The 16,013-nt window shown below is 70.0% G+C and carries 13 protein-coding genes; 1 reads left to right on the top strand and 12 read right to left on the bottom strand.

From position 1 onward, the window contains the following. Positions 1–11: 11 nt before the first annotated feature. The 7 genes from AB0959_RS20130 to AB0959_RS20160 form a co-directional block, all read right to left on the bottom strand. Positions 12–551: a hypothetical protein gene (locus AB0959_RS20130; protein ID WP_366827795.1), complete on the bottom strand. Its 540-nt coding sequence runs from the start codon at positions 549–551 to the stop codon at positions 12–14. Further along, complete coding sequence (locus AB0959_RS20135; RefSeq protein ID WP_366827779.1) at positions 548–2,176, bottom strand: MFS transporter; 1,629 nt, start codon at positions 2,174–2,176, stop codon at positions 548–550. Before AB0959_RS20135 ends, AB0959_RS20130 begins: the two co-directional genes overlap by 4 nt. Before the next feature lie 155 nt (positions 2,177–2,331). Further along, positions 2,332–5,247: a glycosyl hydrolase 115 family protein gene (locus AB0959_RS20140; protein ID WP_366827796.1), complete on the bottom strand. Its 2,916-nt coding sequence runs from the start codon at positions 5,245–5,247 to the stop codon at positions 2,332–2,334. A 429-nt stretch (positions 5,248–5,676) separates the two neighbouring features. After that, the gene (locus tag AB0959_RS20145) at positions 5,677–6,882 is read right to left on the bottom strand and encodes an ROK family transcriptional regulator (protein ID WP_366827780.1); all 1,206 of its coding nucleotides are present in this window, start codon (positions 6,880–6,882) and stop codon (positions 5,677–5,679) included. A 13-nt stretch (positions 6,883–6,895) separates the two neighbouring features. Beyond that, positions 6,896–8,176 (bottom strand): ABC transporter permease, encoded by a 1,281-nt coding sequence (locus AB0959_RS20150; protein WP_366827781.1) that lies wholly within the window; start codon positions 8,174–8,176, stop codon positions 6,896–6,898. After that, complete coding sequence (locus AB0959_RS20155; protein ID WP_366827782.1) at positions 8,173–8,949, bottom strand: ATP-binding cassette domain-containing protein; 777 nt, start codon at positions 8,947–8,949, stop codon at positions 8,173–8,175. Before AB0959_RS20155 ends, AB0959_RS20150 begins: the two co-directional genes overlap by 4 nt. 110 nt (positions 8,950–9,059) lie before the next feature. After that, entirely contained in the window at positions 9,060–10,154 is a 1,095-nt protein-coding gene (locus AB0959_RS20160) for a substrate-binding domain-containing protein (RefSeq protein ID WP_366827783.1), read from the bottom strand. Positions 10,155–10,632: 478 nt separating this feature from the next. Between AB0959_RS20160 and AB0959_RS20165 the strand changes: the two genes are divergently transcribed. Next, a complete protein-coding gene (locus AB0959_RS20165) occupies positions 10,633–12,492 on the top strand; it encodes a ricin-type beta-trefoil lectin domain protein (RefSeq protein WP_366827784.1) in 1,860 nt (619 codons plus the stop codon). A 36-nt stretch (positions 12,493–12,528) separates the two neighbouring features. Here the strand turns inward: AB0959_RS20165 and AB0959_RS20170 are convergent, their stop codons facing one another. The 5 genes from AB0959_RS20170 to AB0959_RS20190 all read right to left on the bottom strand — a co-directional run. Next, complete coding sequence (locus tag AB0959_RS20170; RefSeq protein ID WP_366827785.1) at positions 12,529–13,257, bottom strand: FadR/GntR family transcriptional regulator; 729 nt, start codon at positions 13,255–13,257, stop codon at positions 12,529–12,531. Continuing rightward, on the bottom strand, positions 13,248–14,261 hold the full coding sequence (locus tag AB0959_RS20175) for an aldo/keto reductase (protein ID WP_366827786.1): 1,014 nt from the start codon (positions 14,259–14,261) through the stop codon (positions 13,248–13,250). Before AB0959_RS20175 ends, AB0959_RS20170 begins: the two co-directional genes overlap by 10 nt. 39 nt (positions 14,262–14,300) lie before the next feature. Beyond that, positions 14,301–15,356 carry a sugar kinase gene (locus tag AB0959_RS20180; protein WP_366827787.1) on the bottom strand — a complete coding sequence of 352 codons (1,056 nt, stop codon included), beginning with the start codon at positions 15,354–15,356 and terminating at the stop codon, positions 14,301–14,303. Beyond that, positions 15,353–15,556: a hypothetical protein gene (locus AB0959_RS20185; RefSeq protein WP_366827788.1), complete on the bottom strand. Its 204-nt coding sequence runs from the start codon at positions 15,554–15,556 to the stop codon at positions 15,353–15,355. Before AB0959_RS20185 ends, AB0959_RS20180 begins: the two co-directional genes overlap by 4 nt. Further along, positions 15,553–16,013 (bottom strand): SDR family oxidoreductase (locus AB0959_RS20190; protein WP_366827789.1); only part of this gene is annotated, 461 nt, incomplete at its 5' end. The genes AB0959_RS20185 and AB0959_RS20190, both read right to left, overlap by 4 nt.

Genomic DNA, 16,013 nt, shown 5'->3' on the forward strand with positions numbered 1-16,013 from the left:
GTGGGCCGCGGTCAGTGCTTTAGAGTGATCTTGAAGGAGATGATCAGCAAACCGAGCAGCAGGTTGACCAGGGCAGTGGTGGTCGTGAGACGCCATGAGGCACCGGCCCGGCGTGCTGCGGCCACGGACCAGCCGACCTGCCCGGCCACGGCGACGGAGACCGCCAGCCAGACAGCGCCCTGCACGTCCAGGCCCAGAAGCGGGCTGAGCGCCACAGCGGCCGAAGGCGGCACGGCGGCCTTGACGATCGGCCACTCGTCGCGGCACACGTGCAGCACGGCCCGGCGGTCCAGGGCTTGCTGTGCCAGGCGCGCCCCGAACAGCTGGGCGTGCACGTGTGCGATCCAGAACACCACGCCGGTGAGCAACAGCAGCAGCACCAGCTCAGCACGTGGGAAGGAGCCCAGGGTGCCGGCGCCGATCACTACGGAAGACGCGAGCATGGATCCGTAGACGCCGCCCGTGTAGTCGGTACGGGCTCGCCGCTCAGCGCGGGCTGCCGTGGCTGAGGCGGTCCCGGTCCTGTGCACTGGTGCCTCCTCCGAGCTCAGCGCGTCGATCCGTTCGTCCCGAGCGGAGCACCGGCGTCCCGCTGCCGGGAGCGGCCGGCCCGGCCCGTCGGCAGGTGCCGCGTCACCGGGAAACTGGCGAGCGCGATGCCGCCGGTGGCGAGGATCGCCGCCTTGAGGCCGTCGAGCTGCGCCGAGGCGTAGGAATCCGCGAGCGCGTCGACCTCGGACGGCGGCAGCCCGGCCCGCTCGGCCGCCGAGCGCACCTGATCGGTGGCGACGAAGGTGATCCCGGCTTCGAGAGCGACACCGGTCTGTTGGCGGGTCTCCTCGGACAGCCGAGGATCGTCCGCGATCTGGGTGGTGAAGGCGTGGGCCAGCGCGCCGATGAGGATCGACCCGATGAGCGCGGTGCCCAGCGCGGAGCCCAGGTTCTGAGCGGTGAACTGGAGCCCTCCGACCTCACTGCGTTCGTCCTCGTCGGCGCTGGACTGCACGACGTTGCCCAGCTGTGAGGCGAGCAGACCCATGCCCACGCCCAGCAGGGCCATGGCGCCGGCGAACTGCGCGTCATCGATGACGGGGTCGATGGTGGCCAGCAGCCACACGATGGCCGCGACCAGGATCGCCAGGGCCAGCCGGACCACCCGACGTGGCCCCATCACCCGCCCCAGTGAGGACGCGGACAGGGACACCGCGAGCATGGCGACCGAGACCGGGAGCAGCCGCAGCCCCGTCTGGAAGGCGTCGAACCCCTGCACCACCTGCAGGTACAGCGGGATGGCGAAGAACAGCCCGAGCAGAATGAGGTTCTGGCTCAGCAGCGTCATCAGCCCGGAGCGCAGCGAGGGTCTGCCCAGCAGCGACATGTGCACGAGAGGATCGGCGTCCCGGTCCACCCGCCGCTGCTCCCAGTGACGGAAGAGGACCAGGACGGCGATCCCCGCACCGACCACGAACAGGGTCGGCGCGAAGCCCAGCACCGTGAAGGGAGGGTTTCGCGGCTGCACCCACCCCCACGTGCTGCTCTGCAGCACGCCGAGGACACCGAGCCCCAGCCCGGCCGCCGAGAGCGCGGCACCGACGCCGTCCATCCGTGGGCGGGGGCCGGTGCGGGCGGACCGCGGGATCACCCGGCGGGCCAGGAGGACGGCCACGACCACCACGACCTCACCGGCGAAGACCAGCCGCCAGGTGAGGTACGTCGTCACCCAGCCGCCCAGCAGCGGCCCGACGGCGATCCCCGCGCCGGCGAGACCGCCGATGACTCCGTAGGCGACGGCCCGGTCGCGCCCGCGGTACGACTCCGCGACGAGGGCGGCCATGGCCGGCAGCACCATGGCAGCTCCGAGCCCTTCGATGACGGACCAGCCCAGCGCGAGGACCCACAGGGTCGGGGCCACTGCGGTCAGGGCCGACCCCGTGGCGTAGACGGCCAGCCCGATGAGGAACATGCGGCGACGTCCCACGATGTCCCCGAACCTGCCACCGATGATCATGAAAGCGGCCATGACCAGCGCGTACAGCGTGATGACGGCCTGGATGGCGGTGACCTCGGTGTCGAAGTCCTCCACCAGCTGACTGATGGAGACGTTCATGACGGAGGTGTCCAGGACCATCAGGAACTGGGCCGTACCCAGGACGATCAGAGCGCGCCAGCGCGTCATCGTGCCCACCTCGCCACGTCAGGCCGAAGGGAAGCCGGCCGGGCGGCGGCCGGCGTATGTCCTGCCGCCGGTTCCATCGCACCCGAAGGACGGGCCCCGCGCCTCACCCGCCACGGAGGAAGGAGCGGCGGCACGCGTGTCGCTCGCCCGGCGCTCTACTGATCCGGCGCGTCCAGGCTCTCCACGGACACCGGATCGGGATGGAACAGCGGGTGGTAACTCTCGGGCGGCGCGAGGTAGGTCCTGGGCAGGCCCCCGGTGTCGATGACGATCTGGTCCACGGCGATCGCCGGGTCGGCCATGAACAGCCGCAGGACGTGCTCGCCCGGCTCGGTGACGGACACCGTCGCGGTCAGCTTCTCGACGCCCTCCTCCACGTTGCGGGCCCACGCGTCGCCCCGGTTGCCGGTGGCGATCGCCTGGCCCGACAGGACGGTGGCCGGCTGGTCGTCGAGGGCCAGGGCCAGCCGGCGGTGACCGCGCTCGTCGAGGGACGGCAGACGGAAGACGGTGACGGGGAAGGTGCCGGTGGTGACGAAGCGCACCCGGTACCGTAACTCCGCCGCTCTGGTGGCGAAGTCCGCGGTGACCGGGACCGCCGTCGACGGCACCGCCTCCACCGCGCCCGTACGGCGGCCGAGCCCCCGCACGGTCCGCCAGTGGCAGCCGCCGCGGGCCACCCGCCGGTCGGCGTGCACGGCGTCGACCGACACGTATCCGTGGGCCTCGACGAAGCCGCGGACCCGTCGGCGCCCACGCTCTCCGTCGTTGCGCACCCGCAACGGCACCTCGACGCGCTGCCCGGCGCCGGTGACGGTGACCGTGGCGTCGTGCGTGCCCTCGGGCACGCGCGCCCAGTCGATCTCCACCCATACCCTGGTCTGCTCGGTGAAGGAGCCGCCCGCCTCGCTCAGCCGTACCCAGGGCTGGCTGGGTTCGGCAGCCCAGTCCATCGCCAGGAAGCCGGTGTTGAAGACGTCCACGAAACGCCGGTCCCGTGTGTAGGAGGAGAAGGACAGCGCCCGGTCCACTCCCGTCTCGTTCCCCTCGGTCACCACCCCCAGCCCGGAAGTGTCCCGACGGGCCACCCTGGTGACACTCGGACGGCCCGGCGCCTTCGGGATCTGCGACGGGTACGGGTTGACGATCCCGTCCCACTTTCCGCCCGCCACCTCGGTGTTGTACCGCTTGGTGATCGCTGCTTCCTCGGCGTGGGCGGCCTCGGCCAGGTCCGCGAAGCGGTTGGTCCCCGCTCCGCGCCCCTGGCGCACGGCGAGCGCGTTGCGGTCCGCCCAGTAGTACTTCAGGTTCATCAGGTACGCGCCGTGCACCGGGTACTCGACCAGTTCGTAGAAGGCGTCCCGGTAGGCCTCGGGCAGCTTGGCCCCCAGCGCCCGGACCCGTTCGAGCAGCCGGTCGTACGCCCCCATCCGGCGTCCCGCCTCGTCGCCGTGGTGAATGACGGAGAGCAGCCCGCGGTCGATGAACTCCGGGCGCAGTTCGGCCGCGAGCCGGTAGTACTCGGTGCGGATCGCCGCGATCTCCCGTCCGTGGCGGTGCCCGAACTGCCGCCCGGCCCACTCGGCCAGGAAGTCCTCGACGTCGTCCGCGCCCCAGCGGTCCACGTCCCAGGACATGTCCATGGAGAAGGACAGCCCGGTCTCGATCGACTTGATGTCACCGACGTTGAAGATCCACATCCGGTCGGCGCCGTGCTCGTACACACGCCGCAGCTCCTGCCAGACCTTGGCCAGTTGGGTGGTGTCCAGCCAGAGGTAGCTCTTGGGGCGGCCCCAGTAGGAGAGGTGGTAGTAGATGCCGTTGCCGCCCGGACGGCGGCGCTCGGCCTCGGTGGGCAGCTGTCGCATGTTGCCGTGGTTGTCGTCCGGCCAGATCAGCGTGACGTCGTCGGGGACCTGGACACCCGCGTTGTACAGCTCCAGGACCTCCTTGTACGGGATGAAGATCTGCGGCTGGGCCGCGGCGCCGACCTCCTCGGCCAGGATCCGGCGCTGATCGGCGATGATGTCGTTCATCACCGCGACCTTCTCCGGGATGGTGGTGGCATGCCGGGTCTCCAGCGCGCTGTCGTGCAGCCCGCGCATGCCGAGCGTCCAGCTGCTGTCGTACGCGGCGTTCTGCCGGGCCCGCGCCCGCCAGTAGCCGGAGATGACACCGGGGTTCACCGTGTAGTCGTAGAGCGGCAGGCTGCCGTCCGCGCCGCGGTGCTCCTCCGCCCAGGGCGCCCACTCGTGGACCCCGTTGCGCAGCAGGGCTTCGGGGTGGCTGGAGCCGACGACGATGCCGTAGCGGTCGGCCAGTTCGGGGTTCTCCCGGTACTTGTTGAAGAAGTCGGAGTACGGGTGCATGGCAGGCCACAGGTAGTTGGCCTTGAGGCGGAGCAGTAGTTCGAAGATCCGCTGGTACGTCTCGGGGCCGATGTTCTTGTCGGGCTCCCGGGTGCGGTGGGACCACGTGGTGAGGTTCTGCTCGTCGTTGATGAAGATGCCCCGGTAGCGCACGGACGGCTCCAGGCGCGTGGACGTGGCCGCGGGCACCGTCATGGTGTCGCGGCGTACGACGGGCACGTCGGCCCACCAGTACCACGGAGAGACGCCGATCCGCTCCGAGGTGTCGTAGATGCCGTAGACCGTGCCGCGCCGGTCGCTGCCCGCGATGACCAGGGCGCGGTCCACCCCGGGCGCCGGACGGTCCACCACCTGGGTCACCGAGGCCTCCCAGCGGCCCTTCACCCGGGAGACGTCCAGGCGTCCCTCGGCGACGAGCCGGTCGACGACCGGGCTCGCGCCGATGGTGCCCACCAGGACCAGCCGCGCGGCGCGCTCCGGCAGGGTGTGCCGCAGTTCGGGGCGTAACCCGCTGACCCGTTCGACGTCCGCCTGCAGATCGCCGGCCGCGCGGATCACGGCGGCGTCGTCGGCCGCGTCCACGAACAAGTCGACCGCGGCGCCGTCCCGCACCAGCGTGAAGCCTGACCGGTCCGACGTCGCGGCCCGCGCGACCGTGGGAAGCGAGGCCGGGAGCAGCGGGGCCGCCCCTACGGCCGCCATGCCCCGCAGAAACGATTTGCGGGTCCACATCGGTGGTTCCTGAGGTTCGGTGTGCGGCACGAGACGCTCCCATTCCGCGCCGGCCGCGCCGAACGGTCCTTGCCTGGGCCGTCGGCGGGCTGAGCGCATGGCTGGCTTGAGAAGAGGCCGAGGTGCAAGGGGTGACGCGAGGAGTGCTGGCATGCCCATGTTAGAAAGCGCTTGCTGGCCCGACCTTAGGCCAGGCTCGGCCGGGACGTCCAGACCGGTGCGCGGGGGGCGCCTTTGACGATGCCGTGGGTGGTCGTGCCGTCGCAGTGGTGGGGAGGAGCCACGCGCTCGTCGGGTGGGCGCCGAGCAGGTACCAGGCCTTGCCCACGGCGCTCAGGTTCGGGTGCTGGTGTCGTTCCTGACGCACCGGGGCGCGCCGCGGTGGGCTCCCAGTGCCGACTACGTGCTGGTACGGGCCAGTGCCTCCAACGGACCCGCGAGGATGGTGGAGAAGGCGAGTTCCGCGGCGCCGATGAGGACAGCGTTGTCGCCGAGCGCGCCGACGCGGAGCCGCAGGTTTTCACGGGAGGCCGCCAGCGCGTGGCTGTTGACACGGCTGCGGATCTGGGCGGCCGAGCCGAGGAACACCTCGCGGAGCGTTCCGCCGAAGACGACGGTGCGCGGGTTGAGGACGTTGACCAGGTTGGCGACGCCGATGCCGAGCCAGTCGCCGATGTCATGCAGCGCGGCGCGGGCGCTGATGTCGCCCCGGTCGGCTGCCTCGACGACGGCGCGTACGGCCTCCCGGCCCGTGGCCGACGGGTCGCGCTGTGCGGCCTCCAGGAGAGCGCGTTCACCGGCCTCTGCTTCGAGGCAGCCACGCCCCCCGCACCCGCAGGGTCTGCCGTCCCGCGGGTTGACGACCATGTGCCCGATCTCCCCGCCGTATCCGCGGTCACCGCCCAGGAGTTGGCCGCCCGCGATGACGCCGCCGCCGATGCCTATGTCGCCGTGCAGGTACACGAGGTCCTGGCAGCCGGTTCCGGCGCCGCGAAGGTGCTCGGCGAGGGCGCCGAGGCTGGCCTCGTTCCCGACCGAGACGGGAAGGCCGAGGTCCAGCCGACGCGTGAGGCTTTCGCCGAACTCCTCGTCCTTCCAGTCGATGTAGGGTGCGGCACGGACCAGGCCGTCGGGTTGGCGCACCATTCCCCGAACGGCGGCGGCCACGCCGACGCAGACGGTGCCCTGCCGTGTGGTGTCCATCATCTGGTGGGCGAAGTCGGCGAGGACTTCCGTCACTTGGCCGGCATCGCGATGATCCGGGCGCATGCGGGCCTCCCTGCGGTCGAGGAAGACCCCGCCGAGACCGATGCGGGCGGCGGCCAGCCGGTCCACGCCCACATCGAAGGCGAGGACGTACGCCTGGTCGGACTCGGGCCGCACGACCAGGGACGGACGGCCCGCCCTGCCCGTGTCGCGGGGCAGTTCCTCGCGGACCAGTCCGGCCGAGGCCAACTCGCTGACCAGACCCAGGATGGTGCTGCGGTTGAGTCCCATGCGGTCGGCCAGGACCGCCCGTGACATGGATCCGTCGAGGTGCACATGGCGGAGCAGGGTGCCAAGGTTGTGCCGGCGGATCTCTTCCTGCGAGGGACCGGCTTTCATGGTGCCCCAGACCTCATCGTTGTACGGCCCGGCGACGGGACAGCGCATCCACGCCTGCGGCCACCAGCAGAACCGAACCCGTGACAGCGTACTTGACCCCGGAGCTGTAGCCCATCAGACCCATACCGTTCTGGATGACCGCGACGACCATGCCGCCGAGCACGGCGTCCACGACTCTGCCCCGCCCCCCGAAGAGGCTGGTTCCACCGATCACCGCGGCGCCGACCGCCAGCAACAGCACGTTGCTGCCACCGGTGTTGGGGTCGACGGAGTTGCCCCGGGACGCGGCGATGATGCCGCCGACCGCGGCCAGGGACGAGCAGATGACGAACGCGGAGATACGGATCGCGGCCACGTTGATGCCGGCTCGCCGGGCCGCCTCGGCATTGCCGCCCACCGCGTAGAAGTGCAGGCCGAACGAGGTGCGCTGGAGCAGGAAGGTACCGGCGACGAGCAGGACGGCGATGACCGGCACGACGATCGGCACGCCCTTGAGCGAGTCGACGATGACGTTGCGGCTGCGCTCCTGGTTGAGCAGGTGGACGGCGACCGCGCCGAGCACCGCCAGGCCGCCGATCCTGACCGCGAGCAGGGCGGGCGGAGAGGTGGCGAGCCCGCGCCGCCGGCGGTTGCGGTTCTGCCGGAACTGTATCGCCGCGAAGGCCGCGACGCTGACGGCGAACAGTGCCCAACCGAGCGCGGGGGAGAGGTTGTTGTTGGCGACGGCCAGGATCGTCTGGTCCCGGATGGAGATGTTGGTGCCCTCCTTGAGCAGCATCAGCACGATGCCCTGGAAGCCGAGGAAGGCGGCCAGGGTGACCACGAAGGAGGGGATGCCGACCTTCGCCACCAGCACGCCGAGCAGCAGGCCGATGACCGTGCCGGTGAGGATCGCCGCACCGACGGCGCCGTACCAGGGCCATCCGTGGTCGGTGAGCAGGATGGCCAGGACGGCGGCGCAGACCCCGCTGGCGTACCCCGCGGACAGGTCGATCTCGCCGAGGAGCAGGACGAAGACCAGTCCCATGGCGATGGCGATGCTGCCCGCGCCCTGGGTGAGCAGGTTGGCGAAGTTCAGCTCGGACAGGAAGACCGGGCGCAGGGCCGCGAAGAACACGCACAGGACGATCAGGCCCAGGACGGCGGGAAGGGCCCCCAACTCTCCACCGCGCACCCGATCGACATAGCTTCGGGCGACCGAGCGCAGACTCGCGGCTCCGGCCGCTCCGTTCTTCTTCGGCGTACCGGGGCTGTCCGGCGACTCCGGCTTCTCGGGGGCGACGGCGGCGGTCATGCGCTGGCTCCGTTGGTGGTGGCGAGACCGAGCTCTCCGCTGCGGCCTGAGGTGATGAGTTCGACGACCTGGGCGTGCGTGACGTCGGACGTCCGGATCTGGGCGGCCATCCGGCCCAGGTAGAGGGCGGCGATCCGGTCGGACACCGCGAAGACGTCGTTCATGTTGTGCGAGATCAGCACCACGGCGAGGCCGTTGTCGGCGAGCCGCCGGACCAGTTCGAGGACCTGCGCGGTCTGTGCCACACCGAGCGCGGCTGTCGGCTCGTCCAGGACGACCACCTTGCTGTTCCACAGCACGGCCTTGGCGATGGCCACGGTCTGCCGCTGGCCGCCGGAGAGGCTGGAGACCTGCTGGCGGATGGACTTGACGGTGCGGACCGACAGGCCTTCGAGGGTCTTGGCGGCCATTTCCTCCATCGTCGCGTCGTCCAGGACGAGGCCCCGGCGCTTCTCACGACCGAGGAACATGTTCTGCACGATGTCGAGGTTGTCGCAGAGCGCCAGGTCCTGGTACACGATCTCGACGCCGAGGGCCGCCGCGTCGCGCGGGCTGTGCACCTGCACCTGCTCGCCCTCGAACCAGTACTCACCGCCGTCGCTCGGGTGGATCCCGCCGATGCACTTGACCAACGTGGACTTGCCCGCTCCGTTGTCGCCGACCAGTGCGGTCACCTCGCCCGGATGGACGTCGAAGGACACGTCGTGCAGTACCTGCACCGGGCCGAAACTCTTGTCGATCCCGCGCAGTCGGAGGATCGGGGTCGCTGTCATGGGAGACGGCTCCTTAGGTTCGCGAGGTCGCGGGCCCCGGGGCGAAAGGGTCCCGGGGCCCGCGGTCGGCCGGTCCGGACGGGGGATCGTTCGAACCGGCAGGTCAGGGGCTACTTGATGCCGGCCTTGGCGCACAGGGCGGCGTACTTGCCCGTGCACAGCTCGTCCTTGGAGACGAAACCGTCGTCCACGACGTCCTTGACGTTGTCCTTGTAGATGGCCACCGGCGTCTCCAGCACGGCCGCCACCTTGCGCTTGCCCTCGGGGTCCTCGACGGTCGCGTTCGTCTCGCCCTTCTCGCCCTTGGCGAGCGAGATGGCGAGCTTGGCGGTGGCGTCCGCCTCCTTCTTGACCGCCTTGTAGACGGTCATGCACTGGTCGCCGGCGAGGATGTTCTGCAGGCCCTGCACGGTGGCGTCCTGGCCGGTGACCGGCACCTCGCCGTTGCGGTTCTGCTTGCGCAGCACGGCGATCGCCGCGTTGCCGAGACCGTCGTTGGCGGCGAGCACGCCGCCGATCTTCGGCGAGCTGGTGAGCATCTGCTCGAAGATGGTGCCGGCCTGGGTGTTGTCCCAGTCGGGGACGGACTGGTCCGGGCCCTTGACGTACTCGCCCGACTTGTACTTGGGGTCGAGGACGCTGTTGTAGCCCTTGGCGAAGAGGGTCGCGTTGTTGTCGGTCGGGGAGCCGTTGAGCGTGGCGATGATGGGCTTCTTGGCCTTCATGTCGCTCAGGCACTTGCTGAGGCCCTCGCCCTGCAGCTTGCCGACCTCGGTGTTGTCGAAGCTCACGTAGTACTGGGCGGAGCCGCCGAGGGTGAGGCGGTCGTAGTCGATCGTCGCCACGCCCTGCGCCTTGGCCTTGTCCAGAACGGCCTTGCCGGTGCCGCTGTCCAGGTTCACGATCACCAGGACGTTGACACCGTTGGTGATCATCTGGTCGGCGATGGTCTGGAACTGCTGCTTGTCGCCCTGCGCGTTCTGGATGTCGTAGTCGACGCCCGCCGCCTTGAACGCCTCGCCGAGGTACTTGCGGTCCGCGGTCTCCCAGCGCGCCGAGGACTTGCTGTCCGGGAGGATCACGCCGATCTTCGGCTTCTTGGCGTCGGAGCCGGAGGCACTGTCGCTCGACGAGGAGCCGCCGCAGGCGGTGAGCGAGCTGACCAGTGCCACCGAGGCGGCGGTGAGGAGGAGTCCCTTGCGCATGGGCAGGGTCCTTTCTGGTGTTACGGCCGGACGACCGGACGCACGAGGGTGGTGAGGAAGAAGGCGAGAAGCGCGCTCTCGGGGGAATGGCCGGGTCTGAGAGGATCCGCCCGGCTGAATGTTGTGAGCGGGAACTTACGACGCTCTACGGCCCGTGCGCCAGAGCTTGGGGCGCGAGAATATGTTCTCGGCCATAACAATCAGGTGACGCCGCCGAAACGCACCCCTCCCCGTTGCTCCGCCTGCCGGCTCCTCCCTGCCCCGTGAGGTCCGAGGGCGGTGCGGTCGCCCGAGCGGCAGTGCGGGCTGGTTCGCCGGGCACTCATCCGACTGTTACGAAACGTTTCGTTGTCGCGTGTCTTGACGCGGCCTTCGGCGGCCCTCGAAGGTGTGCCGCAATTAATCAACGGCCCATACAAAAGCGCTGTCTTGGGATACGGGACGGTAAGGGGCCAGAGCGGGAAGAGGGACTGCTTCCATGCTTCTCAGACGAAGGCTGCGCACATCCGCTGCGCAGGTCACGGCCCTCACAGTGGCCGTCGCAGGTGGGATGGCGGTGCTGGGGCCGACTCCCGCCCACGCCGCGGACACGGTGATCGGAGTGACCCTGACCACCGCGGACCTCGGCCAGGGGCTCACTCCGCAGCCGGGCGTCGCCCTCGGGCCGGTCTCGTCAGGGACCGTGAACCTGAAGGTGGACAACACCAAGACCTTCCAGACCATCGACGGGTTCGGCGCCTCCTTCACCGACACCTCGACCTACCTGCTGCAGAACAAGCTCAGCACGGCCACCCGCGACCGGGTCATGCGCGACCTGTTCGCCCGAGGGCCCGGCATCGGCCTCTCCCTGATGCGGGTTCCTATGGGGTCGTCCGACTACACGGCGACCCCGCCCACCAGCCCCGGCACCTACTCGTACGACGACAACGGCGGCGTCGCCGACCCCACCCTGGCCAACTTCTCCACCGCGCACGACGACGCCTACGTGATCCCGGTGATCAAGCAGGCCCAGGCCCTCAACCCGGCGATGAAGCTCTTCGCCAACAACTGGAGCCCGCCGGCGTGGATGAAGACGACCAACACGATGCTGGGCACGAACAACGGCACCCTCAGGTCCGACATGTACGGGCCGCTGGCGCAGTACTACGTCAAGTTCCTCCAGGAGTACAAGGCGAAGGGCGTCAACGTCTGGGGCGTCACCCCGCAGAACGAACCGACCATCTCACCGACCACCTACTCGGCCATGCTGTGGCCCGCGAGCAACGAGGCGACCTTCATCGCCGACAACCTCGCCCCGGCACTGCGGCAGGCCGGGCTGGGCGACACGAAGATCCTCGGCGCGGACGCCGACCACGTGGACCTCAACTACGCCAACACACTGCTGAACAACCAGGCGACCCGCGACGCGCTGTACGGCACGGCGTGGCACTGCTACCGCAACGACCTGGGCAGCATGACCACCCTCCACAACACCGCCCCCGACAAGCGGATCTACGAGAGCGAGTGCTCCACCGGCCCCGGCATCGCACCGATGAACGCGGCCCAGCTCGCCCTGGAATCCACCTTCAACTGGGCCAACGGCGCGCTGCTGTGGAACCTGGCGCTGGACACAGGCGGCGGCCCCAAGATGGGCGTCGGCTGTGACAACTGCACCGGCCTGGTGACCGTCGACCAGGCGACAGGCAACGTCACGTACACCAACAACTACTACCAACTCGGCCAGTTCTCAAAGTTCGTCGTGCCCGGCGCCACGCGCATCGGCAGCAGCGACGGCGGCAACGTGTGGGCCCAGGCCTACAAGAACCCTGACGGCAGCGAGGTGCTGGTCGCCCACAACAACAACTCCAGCAGCACCACGCTCACCACGACCTGGAACACGGAGGGATCCTTCTCGTACACGCTGCCCGCCGGCGCCACGGTCACCTTCACCAAGACCTCGGACGGCGCCGCCGCACAGATCGTCGGCCAGGGCTCGAAGCGGTGCCTCGACGACGCCAACAGCACGGCCAACGGCACCCAGCAGACCATCTGGGACTGCGGGGCGACGAACCCCAACCAGAAGTACTTGTACTCCGCCGACCGGGAACTGCGGATCGGGGGCAAGTGCGTGGGCGCGGACGGCAACGGCACCACGAACGGCACCAAGGTCATTCTCTGGGACTGCAACGGCACCAGCAGCCAGAAGTGGACCTTCCACGCCGACGGCAATGTGACCAACGACCTCTCCGGCCGCTGCCTCGACGTCACGGGCCTCGGAACGGCGAACGGATCCAAGGTCCAGCTGTGGAGCTGCACCGGCAACACCAACCAGAAGTGGAGCCTCTCCAGCGGCGGTTGACGCCTCATTGCCGGTGTCACCGTGCCGGAGCCGCACTCAGGCGCTGTTGGCCGTCGGCGGTGCCTCGGGGAGGAACTCGGTGGACTGCAGATGCTCTCGCAGCCATTGTTCCGTGTTGTTGACGTGCAGCAGCGCGGCGGCCTGGCTGAGAGCGGCGTCGCGGCCGGCCAGGGCTTCGAAGATCGCCTCGTGCTCGGCGAGGGTTCGCCCCGCTGCCCGGGCGTCCACCAGTCCGCGCCAGATGCGTGCGCGCAAGGTGCGGCCCGACACACCTTCGAGGAGGGTGAGCAGGGTTTCGTTGCCCGTGGCGGCGACGACGGCGCGGTGGAACGCCGCGTCGTGTGCGTTGAGGCGCTCGACGTCGTCGCGTGCCTCCCGCATGGCGTCCAGGTGCCGTTTCACCTCGGCCAGCTCCTCGTCGGAGATGCGCGTGGCGGCGAGAGCGGTGGCGACGGGTTCGAGCAGCCGTCTGACCTCCATCAGGTCCAGCAGGGCACCAGGGTCGCTCTGGAGCAGGTCCACCGCACCGCCGAGGCCCTCCAACAGCAGGCTCGGCTGCAGGCTGGTCACGTAGGTGCCGTCGCCGCGTCTGACCTCCAGTACGCGGGCCACCGCCAGCGCCTTGACCGCCTCCCGCGCCAGGTTGCGTGACAGCCCCAACTGCGCTGCCAGCTCCGGTTCCGGAGGCAGCTTCGAGCCGGGGGGCAGCGCGCCCGAGCGGATCAGCGCACGGATCTGTTCTATGGCCTTGTCCGTCAGAGACAACGCGAACCCCTTCCGTCAGTGTGCCCTCCGGGTACGTCCGACCTGATCAGGCCCTGGGCGCGAAGATCGTCCCAGAGACCATCGGGGACCTGTCGACGGTGGAGCTCCACGTTGCGCCTGACTTGTTCGGGGTTTCGCATACCAAGAGTGACGTTGATGATACTGGGGTGGCTGAAGGGAAAGGCGATCGCCGCGGCGGGGAGGGTCGTGCCGTGCCGTTCGCAGACCTCCGCCATGGCGCGGGCGCGGCCGACGAGGTGCGGCGGGGCGTCCTGGTAGTCGTACTTCATCCCCTCGGCGGGCCGGTCGCGGGAGAGCAGACCGGAGTTGAACACCCCGACCGCGACGACGCTCTTGCCGAGTTCGAGCGCGGCGGGGAGTACGTCGTCCAGCGCCGACTGGTCGAGGAGGGTGTAGCGTCCGGCCAGCATCACCACATCGGCGGCGGTCTCGCGGAGGAAACGGGCGAGCATGGCCGACTGGTTCATTCCGGCGCCGATGGCGCCGACGACTCCCTGGTCGCGCAGGTCCGCGAGGGTGGGCATGGCCTCCTCGGCGGCCTGACGCCAGTGGTCGTCGGGATCGTGCAGGTACACGAGGTCCAGGCGGTCCAGTCCCGTGCGCTCCAGCGTGTCCCCGATGGAGCGGAGCACACCGTCGCGGCTGAAGTCCCACTGCCTGCGCAGATCGTCCCTTACGACGAAGCCCTCGCTGTCGACGCCTTGTGACCGCTCGCTGGGTACGAGCAGCCGGCCCACCTTGGAGGAGACGACGTACGCGTCGCGCGGCCGGTCTCTCAGAGCGGCGCCCAGGCGGCGCGCGGACAGGCCGAGTCCGTAGTGCGGTGCGGTGTCGAAGTACCGGACTCCGGCGTCCCAGGCGGTCTGGATCGCGGCCGACGCGTCCTGGGCCGGGGTGACGCGGTAGAGGTTGCCGATGACCGAGGCCCCGAAGCCGAGTTCGGTGAGTGCGACAGGTGTGGTCGAGATCTTTCGGTGGTGCAAGGCGTTCTCCTCGGCGTATCACGGTGCCGTGTCGGATGGTCAGCGTCTGACGTGGGCGGAGCCGCCCGCCATGAGCGCCTCGACCTCGGCCAGCGAGGCCATGGAGACGTCTCCGGGCGTGGTCATGGTGAGCGCGCCGTGGGCTGTGCCGTAGGCGAGTGCGTGCTCCAGGCCGGCACCGCTCAGCAGGCCGTAGACGAGACCGGCGGCGAAGCCGTCGCCCGAGCCGATGCGGTCCAGCACGTGGAGGCCCGGCATCCGGGGGCCGGTGACGAAGCCGGTCTCGGGTGACCAGGCCGCCGAGGACCAGTCGTTCACCCCGGCCGAGGGCACCTCCCGCAGGGTTGTCGCCAGCACCCGTACCCCGGGCAGCCGGGCTGCCACCTGGGCGAAGGCGCCGGGCAGTTCGTCGGCGCCGATGCGTTGCTCGCCGGAATGCCTTCCGGCCAGGCCCAGGGCGCCCACCACGACGTCGGCGTGCCGGGCGAGCCGCAGGTCGGTCTCTCGTGCACGCTCGGGCCCGCCTCGGTCGGCCCAGAGGCTGGGGCGGTAGTTGGGATCGTAGGAGACCGTCACGCCGTGGCGCCGGGCGGTCGTCATGGCCTCGTCCGCGACGTCCGCTGTGGTGTCCGACAGGCCGGCGAAAATGCCGCCGGTGTGGAACCAGCGCGGGCCCGTGGCGAAGACCGTGTCCCAGTCGATGTCTCCCTTGCGCAGTTGCGAGACGGCGGTGTTCGCGCGGTCGCTGACGCCCAGTGCGCCACGGATGCCGAAGCCGCGTTCGACGAAGTTCAGTCCGTTGCGGGCGGTGCGGCCGATGCCGTCGCAGGGTGTCCAGCGGATCAGTGAGGTGTCGACGCCGCCCTGCAGCATCAGGTCCTCGGTGAGCCGGCCCACCGCGTTGTCGACCAGGGCCGTGACGACGGCAGTGCGCAGACCGAAGCAGCGGCGGAGACTGCGTGCGACGTTGTACTCGCCGCCGCCTTCCCACACCTGGAAGGTGCGGGCGGTACGGATCCACCCTTCGCCCGGGTCGAAGCGCAGCATCACCTCGCCCAGGGTGATCACGTCCGTACCCGGTCCGTGTCCGGTCATGGAGTGCTCCTCTCCACGGCCTCGGCGGTCAGCCGCCGGATGCCGTCGCAGTCGCCGCGCTCCAGATGGCCGGCGGTCGCCATCCAGCTGGCGCCGACGGCGAGGGCATCGGCGAGCCGGGCGGCCGTCGAGGCGTCGGGCACGGTCAGCACGGGCATGACCCGGGCGCAGGCCAAAAAGGAAGCGAGTTCGGCCGTCATCGGCCGAGCCATCCGCCGTCGACGGGCAGGACGGTGCCGTGGACGTAGTCGGCGGCACCGGAGGCCAGGAACACGGTGGCGCCCGCGAGGTCGTCGGCGGTGCCCCAGCGTCCGGCCGGGATGCGTTCGAGGATCGCCGTGCTGCGCGCCGGGTCGTCCTGCAGGGCCTGGGTGTTGTCGGTGGCGATGTAACCCGGTGCGATGGCGTTGACGCCGTGCGGCGCCCACTCGTTGGCCAGGGCCTTGGTCAGTCCGGCCACCCCGTGCTTGGCGGCGGTGTAGCCGGGGACGGTGATGCCGCCCTGGAAGCTGAGCAGCGACGCGGTGAAGATGATCTTCCCCCGGCCGCGGGCCATCATCGTCGCGCCCACCGCCCGGGTCAGCGCGAACTGGGCGCTGAGGTTGACCTGGAGGACCAACTCCCAGTCTGCGTCGCTGTGTTCGGCTGCCGGAGCGC

It is taken from the genome of Streptomyces sp. NPDC046862, assembly GCF_040704615.1.
Classification (GTDB): Bacteria; Actinomycetota; Actinomycetes; order Streptomycetales; family Streptomycetaceae; genus Streptomyces.

Coding starts and splice junctions, on each gene's coding strand:
- AB0959_RS20180 (WP_366827787.1), bottom strand. CDS start 15,356: ATGACCGGACACGGACCGGGTACGGACGTGATCACCCTGGGCGAGGTG.
- AB0959_RS20185 (WP_366827788.1), bottom strand. CDS start 15,556: ATGACGGCCGAACTCGCTTCCTTTTTGGCCTGCGCCCGGGTCATGCCC.
- AB0959_RS20150 (WP_366827781.1), bottom strand. CDS start 8,176: ATGACCGCCGCCGTCGCCCCCGAGAAGCCGGAGTCGCCGGACAGCCCC.
- AB0959_RS20160 (WP_366827783.1), bottom strand. CDS start 10,154: ATGCGCAAGGGACTCCTCCTCACCGCCGCCTCGGTGGCACTGGTCAGC.
- AB0959_RS20155 (WP_366827782.1), bottom strand. CDS start 8,949: ATGACAGCGACCCCGATCCTCCGACTGCGCGGGATCGACAAGAGTTTC.
- AB0959_RS20145 (WP_366827780.1), bottom strand. CDS start 6,882: ATGAAAGCCGGTCCCTCGCAGGAAGAGATCCGCCGGCACAACCTTGGC.
- AB0959_RS20140 (WP_366827796.1), bottom strand. CDS start 5,247: ATGGCGGCCGTAGGGGCGGCCCCGCTGCTCCCGGCCTCGCTTCCCACG.
- AB0959_RS20135 (WP_366827779.1), bottom strand. CDS start 2,176: ATGACGCGCTGGCGCGCTCTGATCGTCCTGGGTACGGCCCAGTTCCTG.
- AB0959_RS20165 (WP_366827784.1), top strand. CDS start 10,633: ATGCTTCTCAGACGAAGGCTGCGCACATCCGCTGCGCAGGTCACGGCC.